This window comes from Affinundibacterium macrobrachii (assembly GCF_014652415.1).
Taxonomy (GTDB): Bacteria; Pseudomonadota; Gammaproteobacteria; order Burkholderiales; family Burkholderiaceae_D; genus Undibacterium; species Undibacterium macrobrachii.
The window spans coordinates 1-23205 of the sequence record NZ_BMYT01000008.1; the positions used below are offsets into that span (position 1 = coordinate 1).

Annotated in this window: 22 protein-coding genes and 1 rRNA gene; 20 read left to right on the forward strand and 3 right to left on the reverse strand. The window is 44.1% G+C overall.

The features are described from left to right. From IE103_RS17150 to IE103_RS17170, 5 genes are all read left to right on the forward strand, one after another. Positions 1 to 84, forward strand: a 23S ribosomal RNA gene (locus tag IE103_RS17150); the annotation flags it as partial. A 561-nt stretch (positions 85 to 645) separates the two neighbouring features. Next, positions 646 to 1920 carry a TIGR03862 family flavoprotein gene (locus IE103_RS17155; RefSeq protein WP_189347518.1) on the forward strand — a complete coding sequence of 425 codons (1275 nt, stop codon included), beginning with the start codon at positions 646 to 648 and terminating at the stop codon, positions 1918 to 1920. Next, positions 1917 to 2114 (forward strand): DUF1289 domain-containing protein, encoded by a 198-nt coding sequence (locus IE103_RS17160; RefSeq protein WP_189347520.1) that lies wholly within the window; start codon positions 1917 to 1919, stop codon positions 2112 to 2114. The genes IE103_RS17155 and IE103_RS17160 overlap by 4 nt, the downstream gene beginning before the upstream one ends. A gap of 76 nt (positions 2115 to 2190) precedes the next feature. Beyond that, positions 2191 to 3222 (forward strand): carbonic anhydrase, encoded by a 1032-nt coding sequence (locus tag IE103_RS17165; RefSeq protein ID WP_189347522.1) that lies wholly within the window; start codon positions 2191 to 2193, stop codon positions 3220 to 3222. 42 nt (positions 3223 to 3264) lie between these two features. After that, positions 3265 to 4107, forward strand: a complete 843-nt coding sequence (locus tag IE103_RS17170) for a Rossmann-like and DUF2520 domain-containing protein (protein ID WP_189347524.1) — start codon at positions 3265 to 3267, stop codon at positions 4105 to 4107. Between the two features lie 20 nt (positions 4108 to 4127). On the opposite strand, the gene IE103_RS17175 is transcribed toward IE103_RS17170, so the two are convergent. Next, positions 4128 to 5597, reverse strand: a complete 1470-nt coding sequence (locus tag IE103_RS17175; protein WP_189347526.1) for a sensor domain-containing diguanylate cyclase — start codon at positions 5595 to 5597, stop codon at positions 4128 to 4130. A 308-nt stretch (positions 5598 to 5905) separates the two neighbouring features. Between IE103_RS17175 and IE103_RS17180 the strand changes: the two genes are divergently transcribed. The 11 genes from IE103_RS17180 to IE103_RS17230 all read left to right on the forward strand — a co-directional run bounded on the left by IE103_RS17180 (position 5906) and on the right by IE103_RS17230 (position 16135). After that, positions 5906 to 6919, forward strand: a complete 1014-nt coding sequence (locus tag IE103_RS17180) for an AI-2E family transporter (RefSeq protein ID WP_189347528.1) — start codon at positions 5906 to 5908, stop codon at positions 6917 to 6919. A gap of 34 nt (positions 6920 to 6953) precedes the next feature. Further along, positions 6954 to 7256, forward strand: coding sequence for an antibiotic biosynthesis monooxygenase family protein (locus IE103_RS17185; protein ID WP_189347530.1), 303 nt, complete (start codon positions 6954 to 6956; stop codon positions 7254 to 7256). Positions 7257 to 7413: 157 nt separating this feature from the next. Beyond that, positions 7414 to 8712, forward strand: a complete 1299-nt coding sequence (gene gshA, locus IE103_RS17190; RefSeq protein WP_189347532.1) for a glutamate--cysteine ligase — start codon at positions 7414 to 7416, stop codon at positions 8710 to 8712. Between the two features lie 9 nt (positions 8713 to 8721). Next, a complete protein-coding gene (gene gshB, locus IE103_RS17195) occupies positions 8722 to 9681 on the forward strand; it encodes a glutathione synthase (protein WP_189347534.1) in 960 nt (319 codons plus the stop codon). A gap of 35 nt (positions 9682 to 9716) precedes the next feature. Continuing rightward, positions 9717 to 10124 (forward strand): PTS sugar transporter subunit IIA, encoded by a 408-nt coding sequence (locus IE103_RS17200; RefSeq protein WP_189347535.1) that lies wholly within the window; start codon positions 9717 to 9719, stop codon positions 10122 to 10124. A gap of 54 nt (positions 10125 to 10178) precedes the next feature. After that, the gene (locus IE103_RS17205) at positions 10179 to 10448 is read left to right on the forward strand and encodes an HPr family phosphocarrier protein (protein WP_186892557.1); all 270 of its coding nucleotides are present in this window, start codon (positions 10179 to 10181) and stop codon (positions 10446 to 10448) included. A gap of 64 nt (positions 10449 to 10512) precedes the next feature. Beyond that, positions 10513 to 12276, forward strand: a complete 1764-nt coding sequence (ptsP, locus tag IE103_RS17210; RefSeq protein WP_189347537.1) for a phosphoenolpyruvate--protein phosphotransferase — start codon at positions 10513 to 10515, stop codon at positions 12274 to 12276. A gap of 332 nt (positions 12277 to 12608) precedes the next feature. Next, positions 12609 to 14348: a methyl-accepting chemotaxis protein gene (locus tag IE103_RS17215; RefSeq protein ID WP_229827335.1), complete on the forward strand. Its 1740-nt coding sequence runs from the start codon at positions 12609 to 12611 to the stop codon at positions 14346 to 14348. A 100-nt stretch (positions 14349 to 14448) separates the two neighbouring features. Continuing rightward, positions 14449 to 14790 carry an energy transducer TonB gene (locus IE103_RS17220; RefSeq protein WP_189347539.1) on the forward strand — a complete coding sequence of 114 codons (342 nt, stop codon included), beginning with the start codon at positions 14449 to 14451 and terminating at the stop codon, positions 14788 to 14790. A 48-nt stretch (positions 14791 to 14838) separates the two neighbouring features. Next, positions 14839 to 15183 (forward strand): energy transducer TonB, encoded by a 345-nt coding sequence (locus IE103_RS17225; protein ID WP_189347541.1) that lies wholly within the window; start codon positions 14839 to 14841, stop codon positions 15181 to 15183. Between the two features lie 121 nt (positions 15184 to 15304). Then, entirely contained in the window at positions 15305 to 16135 is an 831-nt protein-coding gene (locus IE103_RS17230; RefSeq protein WP_189347542.1) for a branched-chain amino acid aminotransferase, read from the forward strand. An 81-nt stretch (positions 16136 to 16216) separates the two neighbouring features. Here IE103_RS17230 and IE103_RS17235 read toward each other — a convergent pair whose 3' ends face one another. Then, complete coding sequence (locus IE103_RS17235) at positions 16217 to 16759, reverse strand: hypothetical protein (protein ID WP_189347544.1); 543 nt, start codon at positions 16757 to 16759, stop codon at positions 16217 to 16219. A 241-nt stretch (positions 16760 to 17000) separates the two neighbouring features. After that, entirely contained in the window at positions 17001 to 18656 is a 1656-nt protein-coding gene (locus tag IE103_RS17240) for an MFS transporter (RefSeq protein ID WP_229827336.1), read from the reverse strand. 308 nt (positions 18657 to 18964) lie between these two features. Here IE103_RS17240 and glpD point away from each other — a divergent pair, with 308 nt between their 5' ends. The 4 genes from glpD (at position 18965) to IE103_RS17260 (ending at position 23187) form a co-directional block, all read left to right on the forward strand. Continuing rightward, a complete protein-coding gene (gene glpD / locus IE103_RS17245) occupies positions 18965 to 20509 on the forward strand; it encodes a glycerol-3-phosphate dehydrogenase (RefSeq protein WP_189347546.1) in 1545 nt (514 codons plus the stop codon). 182 nt (positions 20510 to 20691) lie between these two features. Continuing rightward, positions 20692 to 21477 carry a DUF1700 domain-containing protein gene (locus tag IE103_RS17250; protein ID WP_189347547.1) on the forward strand — a complete coding sequence of 262 codons (786 nt, stop codon included), beginning with the start codon at positions 20692 to 20694 and terminating at the stop codon, positions 21475 to 21477. Positions 21478 to 21594: 117 nt separating this feature from the next. Beyond that, complete coding sequence (locus IE103_RS17255) at positions 21595 to 21759, forward strand: hypothetical protein (protein ID WP_189347549.1); 165 nt, start codon at positions 21595 to 21597, stop codon at positions 21757 to 21759. 321 nt (positions 21760 to 22080) lie between these two features. Next, the gene (locus tag IE103_RS17260) at positions 22081 to 23187 is read left to right on the forward strand and encodes a substrate-binding domain-containing protein (RefSeq protein ID WP_189347551.1); all 1107 of its coding nucleotides are present in this window, start codon (positions 22081 to 22083) and stop codon (positions 23185 to 23187) included. The last annotated feature ends 18 nt before the right edge of the window (positions 23188 to 23205 follow it).

Sequence of the window (23205 nt, forward strand, 5' to 3'; positions counted from 1 at the left end):
AGACCAGGACGTTGATAGGCTGGGTGTGGAAGTGCAGTAATGCATTAAGCTAACCAGTACTAATTGCCCGTACGGCTTGTCCCTATAACTTTGGTCAGTTATAGATAACTAGACAAGTATTACACAGTGTGTGCTAAACGTAAGTTTGAGCAATCACAACCGATTATTTGCGACCGTCTTGATCGACGGTAACGCGTGGGCTTAGCCCACCCTACAAGCTTCTTCTTAATTGGATTTGTTGTTCATGAGAACAGCAAATCAACAAGTTATGCCTGATGACTATAGCAAGTTGGTACCACACCTTCCCATCCCGAACAGGACCGTNCTTTACTCACCTCCTTCCGTCTTTACTCTTATCTTTCCTCATTGCTGCGTTTCCTTTTACCCCTACAGCTCAACTGATTCTTCATGACCGTACTCGTATTATCTAGATATTTAATCTTCGCATTCTGATCGCGTTAAAAAAGCCGACTCTAAATAAGAAAGGAAAATACTTTGGTGCTCAGAAATCTTTTACGGTATTTGGGTTCTGTAAATTCTAATTGGCGATACTGATGTACTGAGCTTTTAAGTGTAGGAGTGCGCTTGTAGTTATAATCTCGTTGATTTCCGGAACATCTTTATGATGCGAACAATTGATTGCTTATGCAAATACAAAAAGAACAAATAGTTGCTGTTATTGGAGCAGGTCCTGCGGGTTTGATGGCGGCTGAACAAATTGCAGAGTGTGGATTTGAGGTGCATGTTTATGATGCGATGCCCTCTGCTGGAAGGAAGTTTTTACTGGCAGGTAAAAGCGGAATGAATTTGTCGCACGCTGAGGATTTCGCTCAATTTAAACAGCGCTACCGAGAAAGATCTGAAGTACTGGAAGAATGCTTGCAGAAGTTCGACGCCAATCAAATTCGCGCATGGGTGAAAAATTTGGGTATTGAAACTTTTGTGGGGACGTCTGGACGTATCTTTCCTATCGATATGAAGGCCGCGCCCTTATTGCGAGCGTGGTTACATCGACTAAAAGCAAACGGTGTGCGATTTCATATGCGGCATCGATGGCTAGGTGTCGACATGGAAACGCATCAATTTGAAACACCAAGTGGACTGGTATCTATTGAATTTGATGCGGTTGTTTTCGCACTTGGTGGCGCCAGTTGGAAGCGGTTAGGCTCTGATGGCACATGGATCAAGGAATTTGCGGCACAGAAAATTCGTGTTCAGGATTTTCAGCCAAGTAATTGCGGCTTTGTTGCTAATTGGTCTTCATTCTTTCAAGCGAGGTTTGCCGGAACACCGCTCACCAATGTAAGTTTGAGTTTGGATCTAGGTAATAATCGTAGTCCGTCTAAACTGGGGCAATTTGTAATCACCGAGCGCGGTGTCGAAGGTAGCTTAATCTATGCATATTCTGCAGATATCCGCGAAAAGATACGAAAAGACAATTATGCTGACATTGTGGTTGATCTCTTGCCTGCCAAATCACATGCTAGGGTATTCGAAGAATTAGCCATGCCACGCGGTTCCAGATCGTTCTCAAGTCATTTACGTAGCAAGCTAGGACTGCATCCGGTTCATTGCGCTCTCCTATACGAAATTTTGGATCCAGAGACATTAAAAGATGAGATAAAACTAGCGGCCTGCATTAAAACATTACCAATTCGCCTGCTTGCACCTTTCCCTATCGATGAGGCAATTAGTAGCGCGGGCGGTATCGATTTTTCTGAATTGGATTCGAATTACATGATAACTGCCAAGCCAGGCTGGTTTTGTGCTGGAGAGATGTTGGATTGGGAAGCGCCTACTGGAGGTTATCTATTGAGTGCTTGTTTTGCTACGGGAGTTGCGGCTGGACGTGGGCTTGTCAATTGGTTGCAGCGACAGTCAGCAGACGTTTCGCAACCACGTAATGAAGGAATAAAATGAATAGTAACGAAGCAGAAGTGATGTCTCCTTGTGTAAAACAGTGCAAGATCAGTAGTGATTCAGGTTTGTGCGTTGGATGTTTGCGTACAATTGATGAAATTACGGTGTGGAGCAAAGCCGATCGTGGTCTCAAGTTAGCGATTTTGGAAAAGATTGAAACACGTAAGTTGAATAAATTCACATTGACGTCGTGACTTGCGTGCTCGTAGGTGTCAAGTTTCAAGGAGAAATTGCCGTAAAGCATATAAAACCAAACGGAAATTGACGATTATGCGACTACCTAGCTTGCTTCTCGCGCTACTCATTGTGGCTCAACCAGTGTTTTCGGACACGGTTACGAAACCAATCAAACAAGCTTCTTCAGCTAAAGAGGAAGCCTCCGTACCTCCAAAAGAAGAGCCTAAGTCAATAAAGGATGCACCAGTAAAAGAAAGCAAAGCCGAGGCAGCAGCACGTAAAAAAGAAGCCCAAGCGGCAGATGAACTAGCTTTAAAAATAGCGGAAAGGCTAGCGGCAATTCGTAAAGATAAGGAAGAAGTCGCAAAGCCCGTCGTTCGACCACCGATTCGCCCCTATATTGCTCCGTCAAGAAAAGCTACTAGTGTTGACGACAAGTCGAAGAAAAATGTCAAACATTGGAGTTATGAAGGGGAAGAAGGTCCTTTGGCATGGGGCAAATTAAATCCCGCCAACATTAAATGTGACCTTGGTGAACGACAATCGCCAATCGATATTCGTGATGGCATTAAAGTGGAATTAGACACTTTGAATTTCGATTACAAGCCTAGTCAATTTCAGGTGATCGATACTGGACATACGATTCAAGTGAATCTGAGCGCTGGCAATTATCTGAATGTATCTGGTAAGAACTTTGAACTGAATCAATTGCACTTTCACCGTCCTTCTGAAGAACGTATCAATGGCAAAGGATTCGAAATGGTGGCGCATCTTGTCCATAAAGATAGGGATGCGAAATTGGCAGTGGTTGCCGTGTTATTGGAGTTGGGTGAAGCTCATCCGGTCATTCAAAGCATTTGGAATAACTTACCTCTAGAAAAAAATGAGCTTGTAAAAGCGTTGAAAAATATCGATCTCACGCAGTTACTGCCGAAACGACATGATTACTATACCTATATGGGGTCATTGACTACACCACCTTGTAGCGAGGGAGTTTTGTGGATGGTAATGAAAGAGCCGGTACAAATTTCAGCGGATCAAGCAGCGATTTTTGCGCGTCTTTATCCACATAATGCAAGACCAATTCAGAAAACCAGCGGCCGCATCATTAAAGAGTCGTTATAAAGTGAGACTACTTAGCCTCGCTTTTCTTGATACATTTAGCCCATGCGAAGTTTGAATATCATTGGTGCTGGTCGCGTCGGCATGACGCTTGGGCATTTGTTCGTGCGTTATGAAGTATTTAATATTCTACAAATATTAAACACGCAGAAGGACAGAAGTCTGATGGCATCTGCATTTATTACGCAAGGTGAGGCGATCACAGATCTTCATTTTCTGAAGCCTGCCGATGTCACAATGCTGTGTGTACCCGACGATGCGTTCGGCTCGGTAGTGGATAGCTTGATTGAAGTGAATGCACTGAAGCGAGACAGTATCTTATTTCATTGTAGTGGCGCAAAATCTTCTCAAGATTTAATAACGCAAAATCCTGCTTTACTCGCCTTAAACCTAGAAGTCGCTAGTGTGCACCCGGTACGTAGTTTTGCCGAGCCGCGCATTGCTGCCGAGGTGTTTAAAGATACTATTTGTAGTGTCGAAGGCAGTGATTTGGCGCAGACAGTGCTGACTGCGGCATTTGAGAAAATCGGTGCAAAAATTATTCGAATTACAGCCGAGCACAAATTGCTTTATCACGCAGGATCGGTATTTGCGAGTAACTATCTGGTGACCTTGATGGATACAGCGATCGCTGCATATCGTGCTGCTGGCATCGATGCTGATACTGCATCGCAGATGGCGCATTCTTTAGCACTTGGTTCGCTCAACAACGTCTTCAAAATAGGAACAAGCGCAGCGCTTACTGGGCCGATTAAACGTGGTGACATGCAAACAGTCGTAAAACAGGCTGCTCAAGTGAGTGCTTGGGATCAAAACCAGGGGCAACTGTACCAAGCCTTTATTCAACCAACCTTGAATCTCGCAAAACGCTCTACGCCAAGCGAGTAACAAAGTAACAAACGAAGGCTTTACTCAGAAAAGTAAACGCTGTTGCGACCACTCTCTTTAGCCTGATACAAGGCAACGTCAGCACGTTCGAATACACTATCTTCACTTTCTTGCGGCTTGCATTCAGCAACACCCATGCTAACTGTTAATGAGAGACGTCCTTTGGTTAAATCTGTCGTGCGAGAGAAATCGTTTGCGGCGATGGTACTACGTAAGGTTTCTGCGATAGCCGTGGCTTTCTCTAATGAACAGTTCTTGAGTAACAAAAGAAACTCTTCACCACCCCAACGACAGATCACATCACTTTCACGCAATGAACGTCGCGAAATCGCTGCGATTTCTTTTAATACATGGTCGCCCACCAAATGACCATGTTTATCATTGATCTTTTTAAAATGATCAATGTCCATGATGGCAACGCAAAGTGTTTGGCGAGAACGCTCGCTATCCAAAATCGCTTGTTGAAAGACAAAATCAAATGCCTGACGATTGAGTAATTTGGTTAATGGATCGGTTGCGGCTGATTTTTCAATGCGCATTTGATAGCGACGAACTGAGAACAAAACGATCAATAAGACCGCGATCGTGATCGCAAATCCTATACCAGCATTTACAAGTAACAGTTTCTGTAAGGGTTTTAGTTCAGACTCAAGATTTTGTTCAACTAAAAGATGCCAGCCGAGTTCTGGAATAAATCGCGAGTTGAGATAAATTGATTCATCGTTGAGCGTATATTCAAGATGTAAAGACTCGTTCTTCGTATTTGCTAAGATCTGTTTGGCGATTTGATCTAGACCCGCCATGTTAGAAATATTGACCTTCTTTTGTTTGAAGGTATTCCCTGATAGAACCAAATTGCCTTTTTTATCGACGAAGTAAATCTTACGTTGGAAGCGCGATTGATAAGTGTCGATCAAATGCTTCATCGTATTCAACGTCAAGCCAATGCCAACTGCGCCAATAAATTTTCCTTGATAATCTAAGACGCGATAATTGGTAAAAATCGTCATGCTGTCTTGATTTGCCATGTCAATGACGACATTGGTCTCATAAGGCGTTTTGAGATTTTTAACGCGAAAGAACCATTGATCTCGTACTTCCGTTTCGCTGATGCTTTTGAGTAGGCCTTCGGGATAATAGTAGTTTTTAGTAAGGTCGCTGACAAAAAAACTTGATATTGCGTTGTTCTTTAATTTAACTTCTTTCAAGTATTTAGAAATCTGCGCACTATCTTGTTCGCCATCGATCACCCAATCGCGTACAAAGGTATCGTTCGCCATTTGCGAGGAGACAAATACAGGCCGCAAAATGTCTTTTTGAATTTCTGAATAAATATTGTCACCTGTGATTGGCAACATATTCTCTGACAAACCACGACGCAAAGCATCTTTTGACACCATGTAACTGGTCGCTAACACAGCAACAAAACCAAGTATGAGAATTAATGAAATCCAAATCAGTAGATTGTATTGTTTTAGTGATTTACTCATAAGCCGGTTGCTGCGCGAATGTAGGTTGGTTTGAATTGTTATGCGATGGAAGTGGTATCGAACACCGAGGAATTCAGTGTCAAGATCATACTATAAACCACCCATTTTTTTAGCTGAATTGACGATAGTAGCCGTAATTTGTGGATGTAGGGAAATATTTTTGCGTAAAAAGAAACACGATTTCTTTGGCGCATATGAGGTTTTTAGAAGCGTTTTGCCGTTAGGATGTGAAGACTTAACTTATTGACGATGCTATGAGGTTAATACCTCAGGGTGTTGTGATTGAAGTTAGATAAGAATGGAGAATTATGTATTCAGATAATAAGTTGTCACCGTCAATCATCGCATCCTATTGTTTTGCTGCGTTGGCGCTTTTCTTGGTCTTAAAAGTCGGATTGTTGGTGGCTTTATTTTCTGGGTTATTACTTTACTCATTGGTTCGCTTATTGGTGCCAAGAATAGAACGAAGGTTTAGTAATCAACAGTCGCGCATGATCGCGGTGGTGTTTTTATCCGTTTTGATTATTTTGACGATTAGCTTGGGTATTTGGGGCATCGTCGTATTTTTGCGTAGCGATTCGGGTAACTTACAGTCTTTGCTGCAAAGGCTGGCAGAACTCCTTGAATCATCTAGGCAACAGTTACCGCTGTGGGCTAGCACTTACTTGCCCGAGGATATTGAAGCACTAAAGCGTATCTTGACGACGACATTGCGCGATCATGCTAGCGAAGCAAAACTACTTGGGCAAGAAGCTGGGCATTTGATCGTTCATCTCCTGCTGGGAATGGTGATCGGCAGTATGGTCGCATTACAAGATGTCAGTAGTGTTCATCAATACAAGCCACTTGCTGCTGCCTTACATCAGCGAATTGCTTATCTTGCCGATATGTTTCATCGGGTGGTGTTTGCTCAAGTACGAATTTCGCTAATTAATACGCTATTTACCGGGATATTTTTGGCACTGATCTTGCCTGTAGCGGGAGTTCATTTGCCACTCGTTAAAAGTATGATTGCGATTACTTTTATTGCTGGGCTGATTCCCGTTGTTGGGAATATTATTTCAAATACCGTTATAGTGATTGTTAGTTTGTCACACTCTTTATATGTGGCAGCGATTTCCTTAACTTATATGGTTGTAATTCATAAGTTAGAGTATTTTTTGAATGCACGAATCATTGGTTCTCAAGTGAATGCAAAAGCTTGGGAATTATTGACGGCAATACTGGTGATGGAAGCCTTATTTGGTTTGCCGGGCGTTGTTGCCGCGCCGGTGTTTTATTCTTATGTGAAAAAAGAATTAAGAGAGTGTGGTTTGGTATAAACAGCTTTGCCATGTAAAAAGTGAGAAGAAAGAAATGATTTTAGAATTAGCAGATATTCGTATCCTACCTGGTCAACAAACAGCTTTCGATGCCGCAATTCAGCGGGGTTTGACGCAAGTCATCGCGCATGCGAAAGGATTTCGCGGCTATAAAGTGAATAAAGGCATTGAATCTCCTGAACGATATGTCTTGATGATTTTTTGGGATACTTTAGAAAATCACACGATTGATTTTCGTCAATCCGCCGCGTTTGCTGAATGGCGTAGTATTGTCGGGCCATTTTTTGCTAGTGCGCCAGTCGTTGAGCATTTCGACTTGTTGGCAAAGTCAGCATAAAAGTCAAAATAGGTGAATAATTCGCTTAGTTGTGGCGAGGACTTGAGGTCTTGAGAATTATTGATCCGCCCCAAGCTGCTTAAATCGATTCATCTGCTAATAGATTGTCCGAGGCTCGTACTTCGGCAGTCGTGTTTTTTTGTTTGTAAAGGTCATTATGGTTCCCCATCTCGCCACCGCACTCAACGGTCCCTTACTCGATTTCGAAAAGAAAATTTTAGAAGCGACGCCCTCGATTGAGCGCTGGTTTCGTTTAGAGTGGCAAGAGCATACGCCACCGTTTTATTGTTCGGTTGATATGCGAAATGCCGGTTTTAAGTTGGCGCCTGTTGATACAAATTTATTTCCTGGCGGCTTTAATCATTTAGGTTCTGAAATGTTGCCATTGGCGGTACAGGCATCGATGGCGGCCATTGAAAAGTATTGCCCAGATGCGCGTAATTTATTGTTGATCCCAGAAGATCGTCCATGCAATGTCTCATATTGGCAGAATATTGCGCGTCAAATGCAAATTTATCGTCAAACGGGATTGAATGTCCGTTTGGGCAACTTAGATGAGACTAGTACGCAAACCAAGAATATCGTATTGCCAGACGGCGGTGAGCTGCTACTCGAACCGCTACAGCGTTCTGCGAACGGACGTCGCTTAGGATTAAAAAATTTCGATCCATGCACGATACTTTTGAATAATGATCTGTCGACTCGGATACCAACGATTTTAGAAAATATTCATGAGCAAACTTTGCTACCGCCGTTGCATGCTGGCTGGGCTAAGCGACGCAAGACGAATCATTTTTCCAGTTACGATGAGGTAGTCAAAAAGTTCGCAAAAATGGTCGAGATTGATCCTTGGCTGATCAATCCATTTTTTGCGAAATGTGGCGATGTCGATTTCGAGGCGGGCACGGGTCTAGATGGACTGATGTCAACCGTCGACACTATATTGGCAAAAATTCGTAAGAAGTATAAAGAGTACGGTATCAAAGACAAACCATTTGTGATTGTGAAGGCGGATGCTGGTACCTGCGGTATGGGTATCATGACCGTGCGTGACTCACGAGAAGTTAGAGATCTGAATTCAAAACAGCGCAATAAAATGACGGTTGTGAAGGATGGACGTGAAGTTCATGATTACATCGTCCAAGAGGGCGTGTACACCTTTGAACAAATCGAAGAAAGCGTCGCCGAGCCAGTGGTTTACATGATTGATCGCTACGTGGTTGGTGGTTTTTATCGTGTGCATCAGGATCGTGGCGTTGATGAGAATCTCAATGCACCGGGAATGGAGTTTGTTCCGCTCGCATTTGCACAACAACATGCAGTACCCGATATGCGCGCGAAACCTGGAACAGCGGCACCAAATCGATTCTATATGTATGGCGTGGTTGCGCGCTTAGCCTTGTTAGCAGCTTCGCTAGAATTAGAAAAAACCGATCCGAATCCAGAAATCTATTAAGTGAAGATTATGAAAATTGCTTTTCTCACCGACCCATTATCGCAGTTTAAAATTTACAAAGATTCAACCTACGCAATGATGGTTGAGGCTGCAGGTCGAGGTCATCAAATTTATGCGTTTGGACCAGATGACTTGGCCTTGATATCTGGTTCGGTCGTCGCGTCAGTACAAGAAATTCATTTAACTGGCGATCAGCAAGATTGGTATCAATTAGGTGACGTGATCGATTGCCATTTGGCTGATTTTGATGCGGTGCTACAGCGTAAAGATCCGCCATTTGATATGGAGTACATTTATGCCACTTATCTATTAGATTTGGCTGAGAAACAAGGTGCTTTGGTCTTTAACAAGCCATCTGCCATCCGTGATCATAATGAAAAACTGAGCATCGCACAGTTTTCACAATTCACTGCGCCAACCCTAGTCACGCGCAACGAGCAAAAAATACGTCGGTTTTTCGCGGAACATCAAGACATTATTTTGAAACCACTCGACGGCATGGGGGGCGCGGGTATTTTTAGAATTCGCGCAGATGGTATGAATCTCGGTGCCGTCATAGAAACACTGACGAATAATCAAACCAGAACCATCATGGTGCAACGGTATATTCCAGAAATCGTACATGGTGATAAGCGGATTTTATTAATCGGTGGCACGGTGGTGCCTTATGCTTTGGCAAGAATTCCACAAAATGGTGAGGTGCGAGGTAATTTAGCTGCGGGTGGTGTTGGCCTTGCACAAAAATTGACGGCTCGAGATACAGAAATTGCACAAACCCTCGCGCCTATTCTTTTAAATCGTGGGCTGTTGCTGGTAGGATTAGATGTAATTGGTGATTATTTGACGGAAGTGAATGTAACTAGCCCAACATGTTTCCAAGAAATTACTGAACAAACTGGACTAAAAGTCGCAGCGATTTTTATCGATGCACTCGAAGCGCAGATTGTCGCAAAAAATAAACAACGATAGAAATTCGCGAGTGACGGTATGAGCAGGAATATGGCATGGTAGGTTTACTTTTATTGACGCATGCACCTTTGGGCAGCGCATTTATCGACGCTGCTTCGCATGTATTTCGGAGTAGGCCGGAGCGTCTTGAGGCGGTTGATGTATTAGCAGATCAAAATGTGGACGAAGTTCGTCGCATTGTGCGCGAAGCAATTGTGCGACTCGATGATGGTAGCGGCGTATTGATTATGACCGACATTATTGGCGGGACGCCTTCTAACTGCTGCCCACAGACGGGTGATGCAAATCAAGTGGCCGTGATTGCGGGTATTAGTCTGCCGATGTTGTTGCGAGCAATTACTTATCGCCAGGATCAATTAGATGTGGTGGTTGAAATGGCGCTCGCTGGTGGGCAAAACGGCGCGACCAGAATTGAAAATAGAATTCGTATTGGACAGAGCTGATAGCACTCTGAGTCAAATTTTTTATAGCCTCCCTCGATGTAAAGTGGATAAAAGATGATTCAACAAGAGATTGAAATTATTAATAAACTTGGTTTGCATGCGCGTGCGTCAGCGAAGTTGACACAGCTCGGTGGAAAATTTAAATGCGAGGTTTGGCTCACGCGCAACAATCGTCGCGTCAACGGCAAGTCGATTATGGGCGTCATGATGCTCGCTGCGGGCAAAGGCACTAAAGTATTGTTGGAAACGAATGGCGAAGATGAACAAGCATGTTTCGATGCAATAGCGGCTTTAATCAATGATCGTTTTGGTGAAAACGAATAGTCGCCAAGCTTATCGTTCTTTTTTCGATTTCTAATAGCGCATAAACAGCGCATAGCGAGGCGACGTGGCATCTTTTACTTTGCAAGGTATTCCAGTTTCACGCGGTATCACAATTGGCCGCGCGCATCTTTTGCGTCCCGCCGCAATGGATGTCAAGCACTACCTAGTCGCCCAAGAACAAGTCGAGGCAGAGGTCGAACGTTTGCAGCGGGCGATCGACACGGTGCAATTAGATTTGCAATCGATTTGGTCTGAGTTGCCAACAGATGCACCTACTGAGCTTGGTGCTTTCCTTGATGTGCATGCGCTTATTTTGTCTGACCCTATGGTGTCGGAAGCGCCGCTCGACATTATTCGAACGCGGCATTACAACGCAGAGTGGGCATTGGTCACGCAAGTCGATGTTCTGTCTGCACAGTTTGATGAAATCGAAGACGAATATTTGCGCGAACGAAAAGCGGATATTCAACAAGTCGCTGAACGCGTACTGAAGGTATTGACTGGTAGTGCGGATCAACTTCCTCGAGCAGTTGGGGTGGACGAACAAAATGCCAATATGATCGTGGTGGCAAAAGACATTTCTCCTGCCGACATGATGCAATTTCGCGATGTTGCATTTACTGGTTTTGTCACCGATGAAGGGGGGACCAACTCGCATACAGCAATTGTCTCGCGTAGTTTGGGGATTCCCGCTGTTGTGGGTTTGGGAAATGCTTCACATCTGATTCGACAAGATGATTGGCTGATTATTGATAGTGATGCGGGCGTGGTGATTGTCGCGCCATCTCCATTATTGATCGAGCAGTATCGACAACAGCAAGCAGTGCTTTTGAAAGCACGTAAAAAGCTTGGCAAATTAAAAAAGACCCCTGCGATTAGTTTGGATGGGATAGAAGTTACCTTGTTGGCCAATATCGAGTTGCCTGAAGATGCGCATGCGGCATTAGAAGCTGGCGCCAGTGGCGTTGGACTGTTTCGTTCGGAATTCTTGTTTATGGGACGCACTGGTGTTGAGCAACATTTGCCAAGCGAGGAGGAACAATTCCTCGCTTACAAACAGGCGGTGCAAACGATGAAGGGCAGGCCTGTCACGATTCGTACTTTAGACGTCGGCGCGGATAAACCTTTGGAGCACGGCGAACACAACATCTTAAATCCTGCCTTAGGTTTGCGTGCGATTCGCTATTGTTTAAAAGAGCCACAAATTTTCTTGACGCAATTGCGTGCGATTCTACGGGCCTCGGCATTCGGCACTGTGCATATTTTAATTCCTATGATTGCGCACGCGTTTGAAATCGATCAATCGCTCGCGATGATTGAGCAGGCTAAGGAATCGCTGCGTATCGAACGCATCGCGTTTGATGAAAATGTCCAAGTGGGCGCGATGATAGAGATTCCGGCTGCGGCATTGAGTTTGCCGATGTTTGTGAAGAAACTTGATTTTTTATCGGTAGGAACGAACGATCTCATTCAATATACCTTGGCAATAGATCGTGCCGATCATGAAGTGGCTCACCTTTATAACGATACCCATCCAGCAATTTTGCAATTGTTGTCGATGACGGTTAGCGCTGCGGAGAAAGCGGCAATTCCAGTTGCCATTTGCGGTGGAATGGCGGGCGATATCAAATTAACCCGATTGCTGATTGGTATGGGGTTTCGTGAGCTTTCTATGCCAGCAGCACTACTTCCGGAGATCAAGCAGGAAATTTTGAATACAAATATCGCAGCGCTGGAGCCTGCCGTGAAAAAGATTCTGCGCACTTATGATCCGCAAGTCATTCAAGAGTTATTGACTGAGGTGAGAGAGCTACGATTGTTGCATTGAGTGATGCGAGATGAGATAACTTTCTGGGCTGTGGCAAAACCAGATTGAGCAGGGGAGAGCTTCGGTGTAGAATTGCTTAGCGGAAATTTCAATGCAGCAGAAATTTTTTCTGAATGGTCTAAATCCAGTGGTTTTTTGCCACTAGATGACTTGCCAACAGGCAAAAATGGAGTATATTCTAACCAAGAAGTCGACTTCCTATCGATGGTAGTTTCGAACTTCTCAGTAAGAATGATTCTTACTCGCTTATAAATATAAGACTCAAATGTGCGTTTGTTGATACGTGACGCAAATATTGAAATTTTTAAACTTCCTTACTTGGTTGAATAGACATGAACTTAACTACAATGAAAGTAGGTAAACGCCTCGGGCTCGGCTTTGCGCTAGTTTTGATCCTGCTGATCGCGGTGACGAGCTTGGGTATTTCCAGAATGGCGTTGATTCAAGACCGACTTGAAGACATTGTAAATGTGAGCAATGTGAAAAGCCGTTTGATTATTGACATGCGCGCGATTGTTTATGATCGTCAAGTGTCTTTGCGTAATTTGACTTTGCTGACTGACATTGACGACATGTCAAAGGATCTCAAGCGGATCGATGAGCAGACTAAGTCGTATAACGACAAAGAGTCAAAGTTAGCGGAGATGCTAAAAAATGATAATACGTCTTCTCCAGAAGAGCGTACTTTATTAGCAAAACTCAAAGAGAAAGAAAAGGCGGCTGCACCCTTACCCAATCTGGCACGCGATTTAGGTCTGGCAAATGACCCAGAGAGTGCGACGATTGGTTTGATTAAGAAAATTCGTCCAATTCAAGATGATTGGTTTAAAACTTTAGATGAATTTGTTGACTTAGAAGACAAGAAAAATGCAGCGGTTGCTGAAGAAGCGAAATCTGCATTTAGTAATGCACGTAATGTTTTGCTGATGTTAGGTGGATTGGCTTTGATTTTGGGCATTATTGCAGCCGTATTTATCACTCGAAGCTTGTTGAAACAATTAGGTGGCGAGCCAGATTACGCTGCTGATATCGCGAGTCAAATTGCCGCTGGTGATTTATCTGGCGTGATCGATACTGAAAAAGGCGACTCTGAAAGTTTGATTGCTGAAATGAAAACCATGCGTGATAGCTTGGTGAACATCGTAGGGCAAGTGCGTGTTGGTACCGACACGATCGCAACCGCTTCTCGTGAAATCGCAACTGGTAACTTGGACTTGTCTTCACGCACAGAACAACAAGCTAGCTCATTGGAAAAAACCACAGCGTCAATGAAAGAATTGACAACAACGGTGAAGCAAAACGCGGACAATGCGCGTGAGGCGAATAAATTGGCAGCTTCCGCATCGGATGTCGCGCGTCAAGGTGGTGTCGTGGTGGCAGAAGTGGTCGACACTATGAGTTCTATTAACGAATCTGCGAAAAAGATTGTTGATATTATTAGTGTGATTGATGGTATCGCTTTCCAAACCAATATCTTGGCGTTGAATGCGGCAGTTGAGGCGGCGAGAGCAGGTGAACAGGGGCGGGGTTTTGCGGTGGTCGCTTCAGAAGTTCGTAGCTTGGCGCAACGTAGTGCGGCGGCTGCGAAAGAAATTAAGACCTTGATTGGTGACTCTGTTGAGAAAGTCGAGATCGGTAGCAAATTGGTTGGTCAAGCAGGTGCAACAATTGATGAAGTTGTTTCTAGTGTTCGACATGTAACGGATATCATTGCTGAAATTAGTGCCGCTAGCCAAGAGCAAAGTTCTGGAATTGAAGCAGTCAATTTAGCGATCATCGAGATGGATGGCATGACCCAACAAAATGCCGCTTTGGTTGAAGAGGCAGCAGCGGCAGCGCAAAGTTTGCAAGATCAGGCAAGTGAATTGGCAAAAGTTGTCAGTATTTTCAAGTTGAACGCTGGTGAGCAAAATGCTTTTGCTAATCGTCCGGTCGCGCCTCCGGTAAAACGTGCGGAACCAACCCCAGTCAGTAAGCCAAAAGCAGCAGTGAAGTCTTTGCCTGCGGCAAAGCCTGCACCAAGAAAAGAAGCTGCGCCAAAAGCGAATGACGATGATTGGGAAGAGTTTTAAGTAATCCGTACTTGCGAACTGTGAGAGTGATCGGATAGCGGTTGGTAACAAATCGGGTAATTGAAGATTGATGCGTGTTTTGTTCAGCAAAGGCGGATATATGCGAGTCGTATTTTTAATCTTGAGTTTTTGTTTCACTGGTTTCTTGAGTTTGCAGGCAAACGCGGCAGTTGTACCTCCCGCGATAGATTCTAAATCATGTGATTTGCCAAAGTATCCAAAGGCATCTCTGATCAATGAAGAAACTGGCACTGTAACGATGGCGTTTCTGATCGGTGCGGATGGTAAGATAGTTGAGTCGAAAATTGATACATCGAGCGGCTCAAAAAGTTTAGATAAGGCAGCGTTAAGTGCGTTTACCTTATGTAAATTTAAAGCTGGCTCAAAAGATGGTAAGCTAGAGCAAATGTGGGTCAAAGTAGATTATGTTTGGAAGTTTTGACATGACTCAACGCTGACTTTTAATTAATTAATTTGAATGAGTTTGTCTATGAATGCTAAATTATCCCTGATTGCAATTGGTTTGTTGGCGGCGATTTCTGGCTATAGCCATGCTGCCGATGTCGCACCTGTGATGGATAGTAAGTCATGTGAATCACCGAAATATCCAAAAGCTGCATTGATGAACGAAGAAACTGGTACTGTGACGATGGGTTTTTTGGTTGCGCCAGATGGTAAAGTTGTGGAGTCAAAAGTTGAAAAGTCGAGCGGATCGAAAAGTCTGGATAAAGCAGCTTTGTCTGCCTTGAGCTTATGCAAGTTCAAAGCTGGCACCAAAGATGGTAAAGCGGAACAAATGTGGGCGAAAGTTGATTTTGTTTGGAAACTTGAATAAGTTCGCTTCACCGCCTTAAAAACCCGTCACTTGTTGGCGGGTTTTATTTTATCTAAGCTATGCTTGTTTGGATCAGATGAATGAAGCAAGTGAATTTCAACATTTCGTATGAAGGTCGTTTATGTACTTAACATTTATAAATGGTGCATGGGTAGAAGGTAATGTTGCCGTTATGGGGGCGATGGATCACAGCGTTTGGCTTGGTTCTTCGGTATTCGATGGGGCTCGAGCGGTGCGTGGGCATTTGCCGGATCTCTGTTTGCATCTTGCGAGAGCGATCCGATCTGCAGAGCATTTGGGCTTGAGCTGTCCTTATTCATTGGAGCAACTAGAGGCATTATGCCGCGAAGGGGTTGCCAAATTTCCTGCTGATGCTGAACTATATATTCGACCTTTGATTTTTGGCACAGATGGTTTGTTGATCCCAAGTCAGTCAGGATTTGCGCTAACGCTTTTTGATGCGCCCTTACCAAGTTTTGCAGGATTTTCAGCATGTTTAGCCACGCAGCAGCGCCCTAGTCCTGCGATGGCGCCGACCGATGCGAAGGCCTCGTGCTTGTATCCAAATACAACGCGTGCCCTACGTGATGCAAAATTACGTGGATTTGAGAATGCTGTTGTGTGTGATATCACAGGCAATGTCGCCGAGTTTGCAACTGCGAATTTGTTTTTTGTTAGTGCCGAGGGACGTGTTGTGACACCAGTCGCAAATGGCACTTTTTTATCAGGCATTACCCGTGCGCGCGTGATCGATTTGCTCTCGTCTAACGGAATAGTTGTTGATCAGCGTAGTGTTCGCCCCGAAGAACTGCTAACTGCCAAAGAAATATTTAATACGGGCAATTACGGCAAAGTGATGCCTTGTACTCGCTATGAAGAGCATGAAATGCCAATCGGTGAAGTTGCTACATTAGCGCGTCAATTGTATTTAGATTTTATGGCGACGACTTGAGGTGGTGGGTTTGTTTGGGATAGTAGTCGTTCTGCTATCCCGAATTCTGCTGTATTGTTTCTAAATTTAGTGATACTTACTCTACAGAAGAATCTGATCGAGGCGATTTCCTAACTCCTTGGCAAGCGCTTCTCCTTTTGCCTTTTCAACTGCCTCTAAAAAAGGCTCACGTAACTGCAGAAAATCATCGCGTGTTTCCGCGCGTTCGACTTTTAGCTGCATTCCAAATCCTCTCAGTCCCAAATTACTTTTCACATTTTCATTAAAGAAGTTTCTAATCATTAGTAATTGAGCAGCGCTTTGTTCTGGTGTAAGTGGGATAGCTTGTTTCGGTGGTGCTAAATTGATTGGATTTGCGTTGGTCGGTATTTGATCGCTCGTTGCTGCAGTTGCTGGAGCAGCCGTTGCGTTAGCTGGTCGAGCCGCAATAAAACCCTCAGCCAATAAATTGTCGAGATGGACTTGTGATAAGCCCAGTCCTTGTACGCTCTTTAGTAGTTCTTCAACAGTATGTTTGCCATCAATAATGACGAGTAAAGGCCGAAGTTTTGCACTCAGGTGATAAGTCCTGCTGACGATTTCTTCTCGGCCTTTTTCCGTTTTGTCAAAATAGATTTTGTTCATGATCAGTCCTCTTTTTTAGACAAACTATTGTGTGGAGTCTCTACTGGATTTAGTACATTCTACGCCAATATTGAAAAAGTGAATTTTGATAATTGAGTTTGTTTTTATCTCGATACAATGCAATACAGTTCTGCATTTTTTTATATAAATATTGATACTGCATAAACTTCAAAAAAAGCCCGATCATTTCTGATCGAGCTTTGATTTTCGGCAGATGCTTTATCTGCGCACAAACAATGGGTTAATCGTTTGCGTAGATATCGACATCTTTAGTTTCTTTAACAAACAACATGCCGATAACGAATGTGACAGCCGCAACAATGATTGGGTACCACAGACCGTTATACATATTACCGGTTTGCGCCACGATCGCCACACCAGTTGCTGGCAACAATCCACCGAACCAACCATTACCGATGTGGTATGGCAAGGACATCGAAGTGTAGCGAATGCGTGTTGGGAACATTTCCACCAACATCGCTGCAATTGGACCGTACACCATCGTTACGTAAATCACTAAGATCGACAAGATCAAGATGATCTTGGGCTTGTTGACTCCAGCTGGATCTGCTTTAGCTGGATAGCCTGCAGCACGCAACGCATCTGTTACAGATTTCTTAAATGCAGCGTCTTTTGCTTTCGCATCTGCAGCTTCTAGGCCGTTTGAAGTGTAGGATTGAATTACAGTCGTACCAATTGCGATTGTCGCTGGTCCTTGGCCTTCTACTGTTTCATAGCTTGCTGAGTTTGCTGCCAATACTTGCTTCGCAATGTCGCATGAGCTAGTGAATTTTTTCGTCCCAGTAGGATTAAACTGGAATGAACATTCAGACGGATCTGCAGTCACCACAATTTTGTTAGCTGCTTGCGCTGCTGCCAATGCTGGGTTTGCCGCTTCAGTCAGTGCTTTGAACAGTGGGAAGTAAGTCAAAGCAGCGATTAAGCAACCAGCCATAATGATGGGTTTGCGACCAATTTTATCTGACAAGGCACCAAACACCACGAAGAATGGCGTACCAATAATCAGTGAAGCAGCAATCATCAGATTTGCCGTTGCATTGTCAACTTTGAGCGTATTGGTTAAGAAGAACAAGGCATAGAATTGACCTGTGTACCAGACCACCGCTTGACCAGCTGTCAAACCAACCAACGCCAAGATAACGATTTTCAGGTTGCTCCATTTACCGAATGATTCAGTTAATGGTGCTTTTGAAACCTTACCTTCGGATTTCATTTTTGCAAATGCTGGTGACTCATTCATGGACATACGAATCCAAACCGAGATAATCAGCAATAACGCTGAAACCCAGAATGGAATACGCCAGCCCCAATCAGCAAATTGTTCTTCGCCAACCGCAGTACGAGCACCCAAGATAACCAACAGTGACAAGAACAAACCTAATGTTGCCGTTGTTTGAATCCACGAGGTGAAGAATCCGCGTTTATTCGCTGGGGAGTGTTCCGCAACATAAGTTGCTGCACCACCGTATTCACCACCCAATGCCAAACCTTGCATCATACGTAAAGCAATCAACAAGATCGGAGCGGCGATACCGATCATTTCGTAACCTGGTAAGCAACCGACAATAAACGTGGAGCCACCCATTAACACGATCGTTACCAAGAACGTGTATTTACGACCAATCATGTCACCGAGGCGACCGAACACTAATGCACCAAACGGACGAACGATGAAGCCCGCTGCAAATGCCAGCAAGGAGAAGATCATTTGTGAGTTTGGATCGAGTGCGGTGAAGAATTTCTTACCGATAACGGCAGCTAGCGTGCCATATAGATAAAAGTCATACCATTCAAAAACTGTTCCCAATGATGAAGCGAAAATGACTTTCCGCTCCTCTTTGGTCATACCTTCTGCTGCGACGTTTGGGTTACCCATATTGTGTCTCCTCCTGCGGTAGTTGTAATGTTACTAAGTTGTCGTGCTGTAAATCCTCATATATTTATGTATTCGCCTAATAAACTATCAATTTTGCTGAGAATTGACAATCAATATTTTCCCTTAATTGTGAAAAAACATTACATAATTTGTTGACGTTGTAACTCAACAAATTATGCTTGCTTTTCAACATATAATATATTTGAAATAAACATGTAGGCACTAGTAGAAAATATACCTATGAAATTTGGGGAAAATCCCTCGAACCGACAAGAATTGATGTAAATCAATAAAATAGTGAGCCTGTGATGTTTAAAGAAACCAGCACGCAACAGTGTGACTTACTCGTCATTGGTGGCGGCATCAATGGTGCAGGAATTGCACGCGATGCTGCTGGACGAGGTCTATCCGTCATCTTGTGTGAAAAAGACGATTTGGCAGCGCACACATCATCGGCATCGTCGAAATTGATTCATGGTGGCTTACGTTATTTAGAATTCTATGAATTTTCACTAGTTCGAAAAGCTTTGCAAGAACGTGAAGATTTGATGCGAATTGCTCCGCATCTTATTTCTCCTCTGCAATTTGTCATGCCCTATGTGAATGGATTGCGTCCGTATTGGTTTTTGCGAGCAGGATTGTTTGTTTATGATCATTTGGCACGACGAGATCTATTGCCGAGTACGCGTGGTATCGAATTTTCTCAACACGAGAGTGGTGCCAGTTTAAAGTCACATTTGCAACGCGGTTTTGAATACGCTGATGCGTGGGTCGACGATGCGCGTTTGGTGGTGTTAAATGCAATAGATGCGCAACAGCGCGGAGCAAAAATATTGACGCGTACTGCGTGTGAAAATCTTACCGTGCAAAATGGAAGATGGTTGGCAGAACTTTGCCACACCGATAATTTTTCGCAGCAGTATCGATTCAAAGTAGATGCTGCGTGTATTGTCAACGCGACCGGCGCGTGGGCTTCGCAATTTCAGGTGCGATGTAATGCCAGCAACTCGCCGCCAAAACTAAGATTGATAAAAGGTAGTCACATCGTGGTCAAGCGCTTGTTTAATCACTCGCGCGCTTATATTTTTCAACATCCTGATGGGCGCATCGTTTTTGCTATTCCTTATGAAAACAACTTTACGCTCATTGGTACGACCGATTTTGAATACCACGGTGATTTGGATAATTTGAAAATTTCGGAACAAGAAATTGATTATCTTTGCGATCTAAGTAACCACTATTTCCGCTCGCAAATTTCTGCTGCCGATGTCGTTCATAGTTTTTCTGGCGTTCGTCCTTTGGTTGATGATGGGCATGCAGATGCCAAGTCGATTACCCGCGATTACCGCTTAGAATTTGTCCAATTGCCAGCACCAGCTTTACACGTGTTAGGCGGCAAAATAACCACTTACCGCCGCCTAGCCGAAGAAGCAGTGAATCAGATTCAGCTGGCTTTGCCGCATGCTCCAGTTCAGCAAGCGTGGACCAAGAAAGCCTGCCTGCCAGGTGGGACTATTTTTTCTGAGGAACCCAGCAATCAAAATGTCCAAGAGTTCTCTCGATTTCTGACGCTTTGCTGTGAGCGGTATCCATGGTTACCGACGAAATTGGTTCAGCGTTTAGCACGTGCTTACGGAACCCAGATACATCAGGTTTTAGAGAACTCTCATGATGAAAAGTCGATGGGAGAGCAAGTTCTAGAAGGCTTGTATGCTTGTGAAATTGATTATTTGATTCAGCGTGAGTTTGCGATGACGGCACAAGATATTTTATGGCGCCGAACCAAATTGGGTTTGCACCTAGCTGCCGATGCAGAACAAGTTCTTACCGATTGGATCCAAACCCATCATTGAAGTTTTGCTCGTCTAATCCTTTTGCGGTGTTGGTTTGGATTTGCGTTTATCCCTCAAAATTACCTTTTATCCCTTTTGATTTGCAATGCGTCGCTATTCGATATCGCGCGATTCCGCTTCGATTTACAGTGGCATCATCGTAGAAGCGCAATCGTATAGATTAGTAATAAAGGGAGAACAGGATGAACAAAACGGAATATATGAACACCTTGCGTCAAGAATTGCAGGGTTTGCCAAGTACGGTTGTTACTGAAACCGTGGCGCATTATGAAAAGCAATTTGCAGATGGTCTTGCTAGCGGTAAAACCGAAGCAGAGGTGATTGCGCAGTTGCCAAATCCACGTTTGCTGGCAGCACAGAAACGTGCCAACATGCGATTCCAAAATCTGAAAAATGATTTTAGTTTAGGCAATGTGTTTAGCCTGTTCATCGCCGCGATCGGCTTAGTGATCTTCAATTTCTTTATGCTGATCCCGGCTTTTGTTTATGGCAGTTTTTTGTTTGTTGCTTATCTCAGTTCCTTAGTGATTTATGGCGCAGGTATTGTCACTTTTGCCGCGAGCGTTTCTGGGGTTCCGCAAATGGAATTTAAGCTGCCCACGCACCATCATCGCTTTTATACCAGTGAAAGCCATCGACAATATCAGCACCGCGAAGGAGCAGTGACGATCAATATTAGTGAAACGGGTTTAACCGTAGATAAAGGAATGAATCGCAGCGGTGTGAGCAGGGAATTTGATACGAGTGATTTTTCTCGTCTAGATAAACACGCTAATACCATTACGATTAAAAATAAGATGCAGGTGCAACATACATTTTTGGGAATCGGCTTGCTGTTGCTGGGTACTTTCTTGTTATTGGCTTGTGTATGGATGACGCGGTGGTCGGTGATTGGTTTTGGTCGGTATTTAATGTGGAACGTAAATTTATTACGCTCGACAGTACGATCTGAGCCAGCGCACGCATGAACATTGTGAATCTTGCGCGTTTGCATAGCTGACAAATTGACGCAGAGTGCGTGAGATTAACTCAAATAGGTACAGATTCTTGAGAATCGCGAGTTTAATTTTAATGAGGAGCTGAATATGAAAATATTTTGGAAAGCCGCTAGTGTTTTGCTTATTTTTGGTTTTGCCTTAAGTGCGCTGACGATGCTTGTGATGCGTTCGCATGCAGTATCAGAAGTGGATGCGGCAAAAGCCAAGGTCAATGTGGTGATTGAGCCTGCAAAGCCTACGCCACAAAAATAATCACTACGGTATATCGCCGAAAAATCCCTGATTTGCAGTTCACTGCATCAGGGATTTTTTTTGCGCTGCAATATGAGGGCGCTCTTTTAATCTCAGTTGAAATAGGGATTCGAACACGTCTTTTTCTGCACCAAAAAGATGAATGCTTGGTCATTTAGGAAGAATTGTGCAGAGTTGCCACACACAAACATCGACTTTTCATCGTCTCAATTGCACTTGTGTGCGTTCTAGGCTAATCTCTGAGCGCTTGCGCTTTTTTCATCTATTCAATTTGCCATGAAATTAGCGCTATTGATTGTTTACCCTGATTGATCTGGATTTATGACTACTCTTCACAGTAAAAGCTTAATCGTAATGCTGTTTGTGTCTTGCTTCATGACTGGGGCACAAGCGCAACAAAATTCTATGCAGTTTTTGAGCGCCGCCAATGCCAAAGTCGCGAAGGCATCTGCACTAAAATCAAAATGGGATGGTCCAACTTCTGGACCGCAATTGCAGAAAGATAAGAAAATCGTTTTTATCGCCCATGATATGAGCGATGCTGGAACCTACGGTGTGTTCACCGGGATGCGTGAAGCTGCAAACGGTACAGGGTGGCAAATTTTGCCACTTGATTGTCGTGGACAATGCAATCAAGGAGCTGGCGTCGTCAAGCAAGCATTAGAGATGAAGCCGCATGGAATCGTGTTGGCTGGAGTTGATGCTGCAAGTCAAACGAAGGGCTTAACCGCGGCGGCCGAGGCCAAAGTGCCAGTTGTCGGTTGGCACGCGAGTTTTAAATCTGGTGCGGTACCTGGATTATTCACCAACGTCACGACGGATCCTAAAGATGCAGCACAGATCGCCGCCTTGTTTGGCGCAGCGGAAGCTAGCAATAAGACGGGTATTGTCGTGTTTACCGACACCTCATCACCTTACATGGCAACCAAGTCAGGAGCGATTGTCGAGGCGCTGCGTCAATGTGAGGCTTGCCGTATTTTGAGCACAGAAGATTTGCCATTGGCAGAGTCACGTAAAAAATTCCCTAGTGTGATTGAGGGCTTGGTGAAGCGCCATGGTTCTAAATGGACGCACGTGATCGCAGTTAATGATGTCTACTTTGATATGATGGATAAACCTGAAATTGAGAAGTTGATCGCGGCGAATAATTTGCGTGGCATTTCTGCGGGTGATGGCTCCGCAACTGCGTATAAGCGTATCCGCAAAGGCGATTTGCAAATTGGCAGTGTGCCAGAACCTTTGAATTTACATGGTTGGCAATTAATGGACGAGTTAAATCGTGCGATGTCAAAAGTGGCTCCTAGCGGTTACAATGCTCCCTTGCATTTAGTTACCTTGCAAAATATTACCTACGATGGCGGTAGCAAGGATGTGTTTGATCCTTCTAATGATTTCCGTGCAAAGTATCTCTCTTACTGGGGTAAATGAGCTGAGTCAGCTGTCATA

Excerpts from the sequence above, each read along its gene's own strand:
- IE103_RS17160 (WP_189347520.1), top strand. The coding sequence starts at position 1,917 with ATGAATAGTAACGAAGCAGAAGTGATGTCTCCTTGTGTAAAACAGTGC.
- IE103_RS17165 (WP_189347522.1), top strand. The coding sequence starts at position 2,191 with ATGCGACTACCTAGCTTGCTTCTCGCGCTACTCATTGTGGCTCAACCA.
- gshA (WP_189347532.1), top strand. The coding sequence starts at position 7,414 with ATGGTTCCCCATCTCGCCACCGCACTCAACGGTCCCTTACTCGATTTC.
- IE103_RS17205 (WP_186892557.1), top strand. The coding sequence starts at position 10,179 with ATGATTCAACAAGAGATTGAAATTATTAATAAACTTGGTTTGCATGCG.
- IE103_RS17220 (WP_189347539.1), top strand. The coding sequence starts at position 14,449 with ATGCGAGTCGTATTTTTAATCTTGAGTTTTTGTTTCACTGGTTTCTTG.
- IE103_RS17215 (WP_229827335.1), top strand. The coding sequence starts at position 12,609 with ATGAACTTAACTACAATGAAAGTAGGTAAACGCCTCGGGCTCGGCTTT.
- IE103_RS17200 (WP_189347535.1), top strand. The coding sequence starts at position 9,717 with ATGGTAGGTTTACTTTTATTGACGCATGCACCTTTGGGCAGCGCATTT.
- IE103_RS17185 (WP_189347530.1), top strand. The coding sequence starts at position 6,954 with ATGATTTTAGAATTAGCAGATATTCGTATCCTACCTGGTCAACAAACA.
- IE103_RS17240 (WP_229827336.1), bottom strand. The coding sequence starts at position 18,656 with ATGGGTAACCCAAACGTCGCAGCAGAAGGTATGACCAAAGAGGAGCGG.
- IE103_RS17255 (WP_189347549.1), top strand. The coding sequence starts at position 21,595 with ATGAAAATATTTTGGAAAGCCGCTAGTGTTTTGCTTATTTTTGGTTTT.
- IE103_RS17225 (WP_189347541.1), top strand. The coding sequence starts at position 14,839 with ATGAATGCTAAATTATCCCTGATTGCAATTGGTTTGTTGGCGGCGATT.
- IE103_RS17155 (WP_189347518.1), top strand. The coding sequence starts at position 646 with ATGCAAATACAAAAAGAACAAATAGTTGCTGTTATTGGAGCAGGTCCT.
- IE103_RS17230 (WP_189347542.1), top strand. The coding sequence starts at position 15,305 with ATGTACTTAACATTTATAAATGGTGCATGGGTAGAAGGTAATGTTGCC.
- IE103_RS17260 (WP_189347551.1), top strand. The coding sequence starts at position 22,081 with ATGACTACTCTTCACAGTAAAAGCTTAATCGTAATGCTGTTTGTGTCT.
- IE103_RS17235 (WP_189347544.1), bottom strand. The coding sequence starts at position 16,759 with ATGAACAAAATCTATTTTGACAAAACGGAAAAAGGCCGAGAAGAAATC.
- IE103_RS17170 (WP_189347524.1), top strand. The coding sequence starts at position 3,265 with ATGCGAAGTTTGAATATCATTGGTGCTGGTCGCGTCGGCATGACGCTT.
- IE103_RS17250 (WP_189347547.1), top strand. The coding sequence starts at position 20,692 with ATGAACAAAACGGAATATATGAACACCTTGCGTCAAGAATTGCAGGGT.
- IE103_RS17180 (WP_189347528.1), top strand. The coding sequence starts at position 5,906 with ATGTATTCAGATAATAAGTTGTCACCGTCAATCATCGCATCCTATTGT.
- IE103_RS17175 (WP_189347526.1), bottom strand. The coding sequence starts at position 5,597 with ATGAGTAAATCACTAAAACAATACAATCTACTGATTTGGATTTCATTA.
- glpD (WP_189347546.1), top strand. The coding sequence starts at position 18,965 with ATGTTTAAAGAAACCAGCACGCAACAGTGTGACTTACTCGTCATTGGT.
- gshB (WP_189347534.1), top strand. The coding sequence starts at position 8,722 with ATGAAAATTGCTTTTCTCACCGACCCATTATCGCAGTTTAAAATTTAC.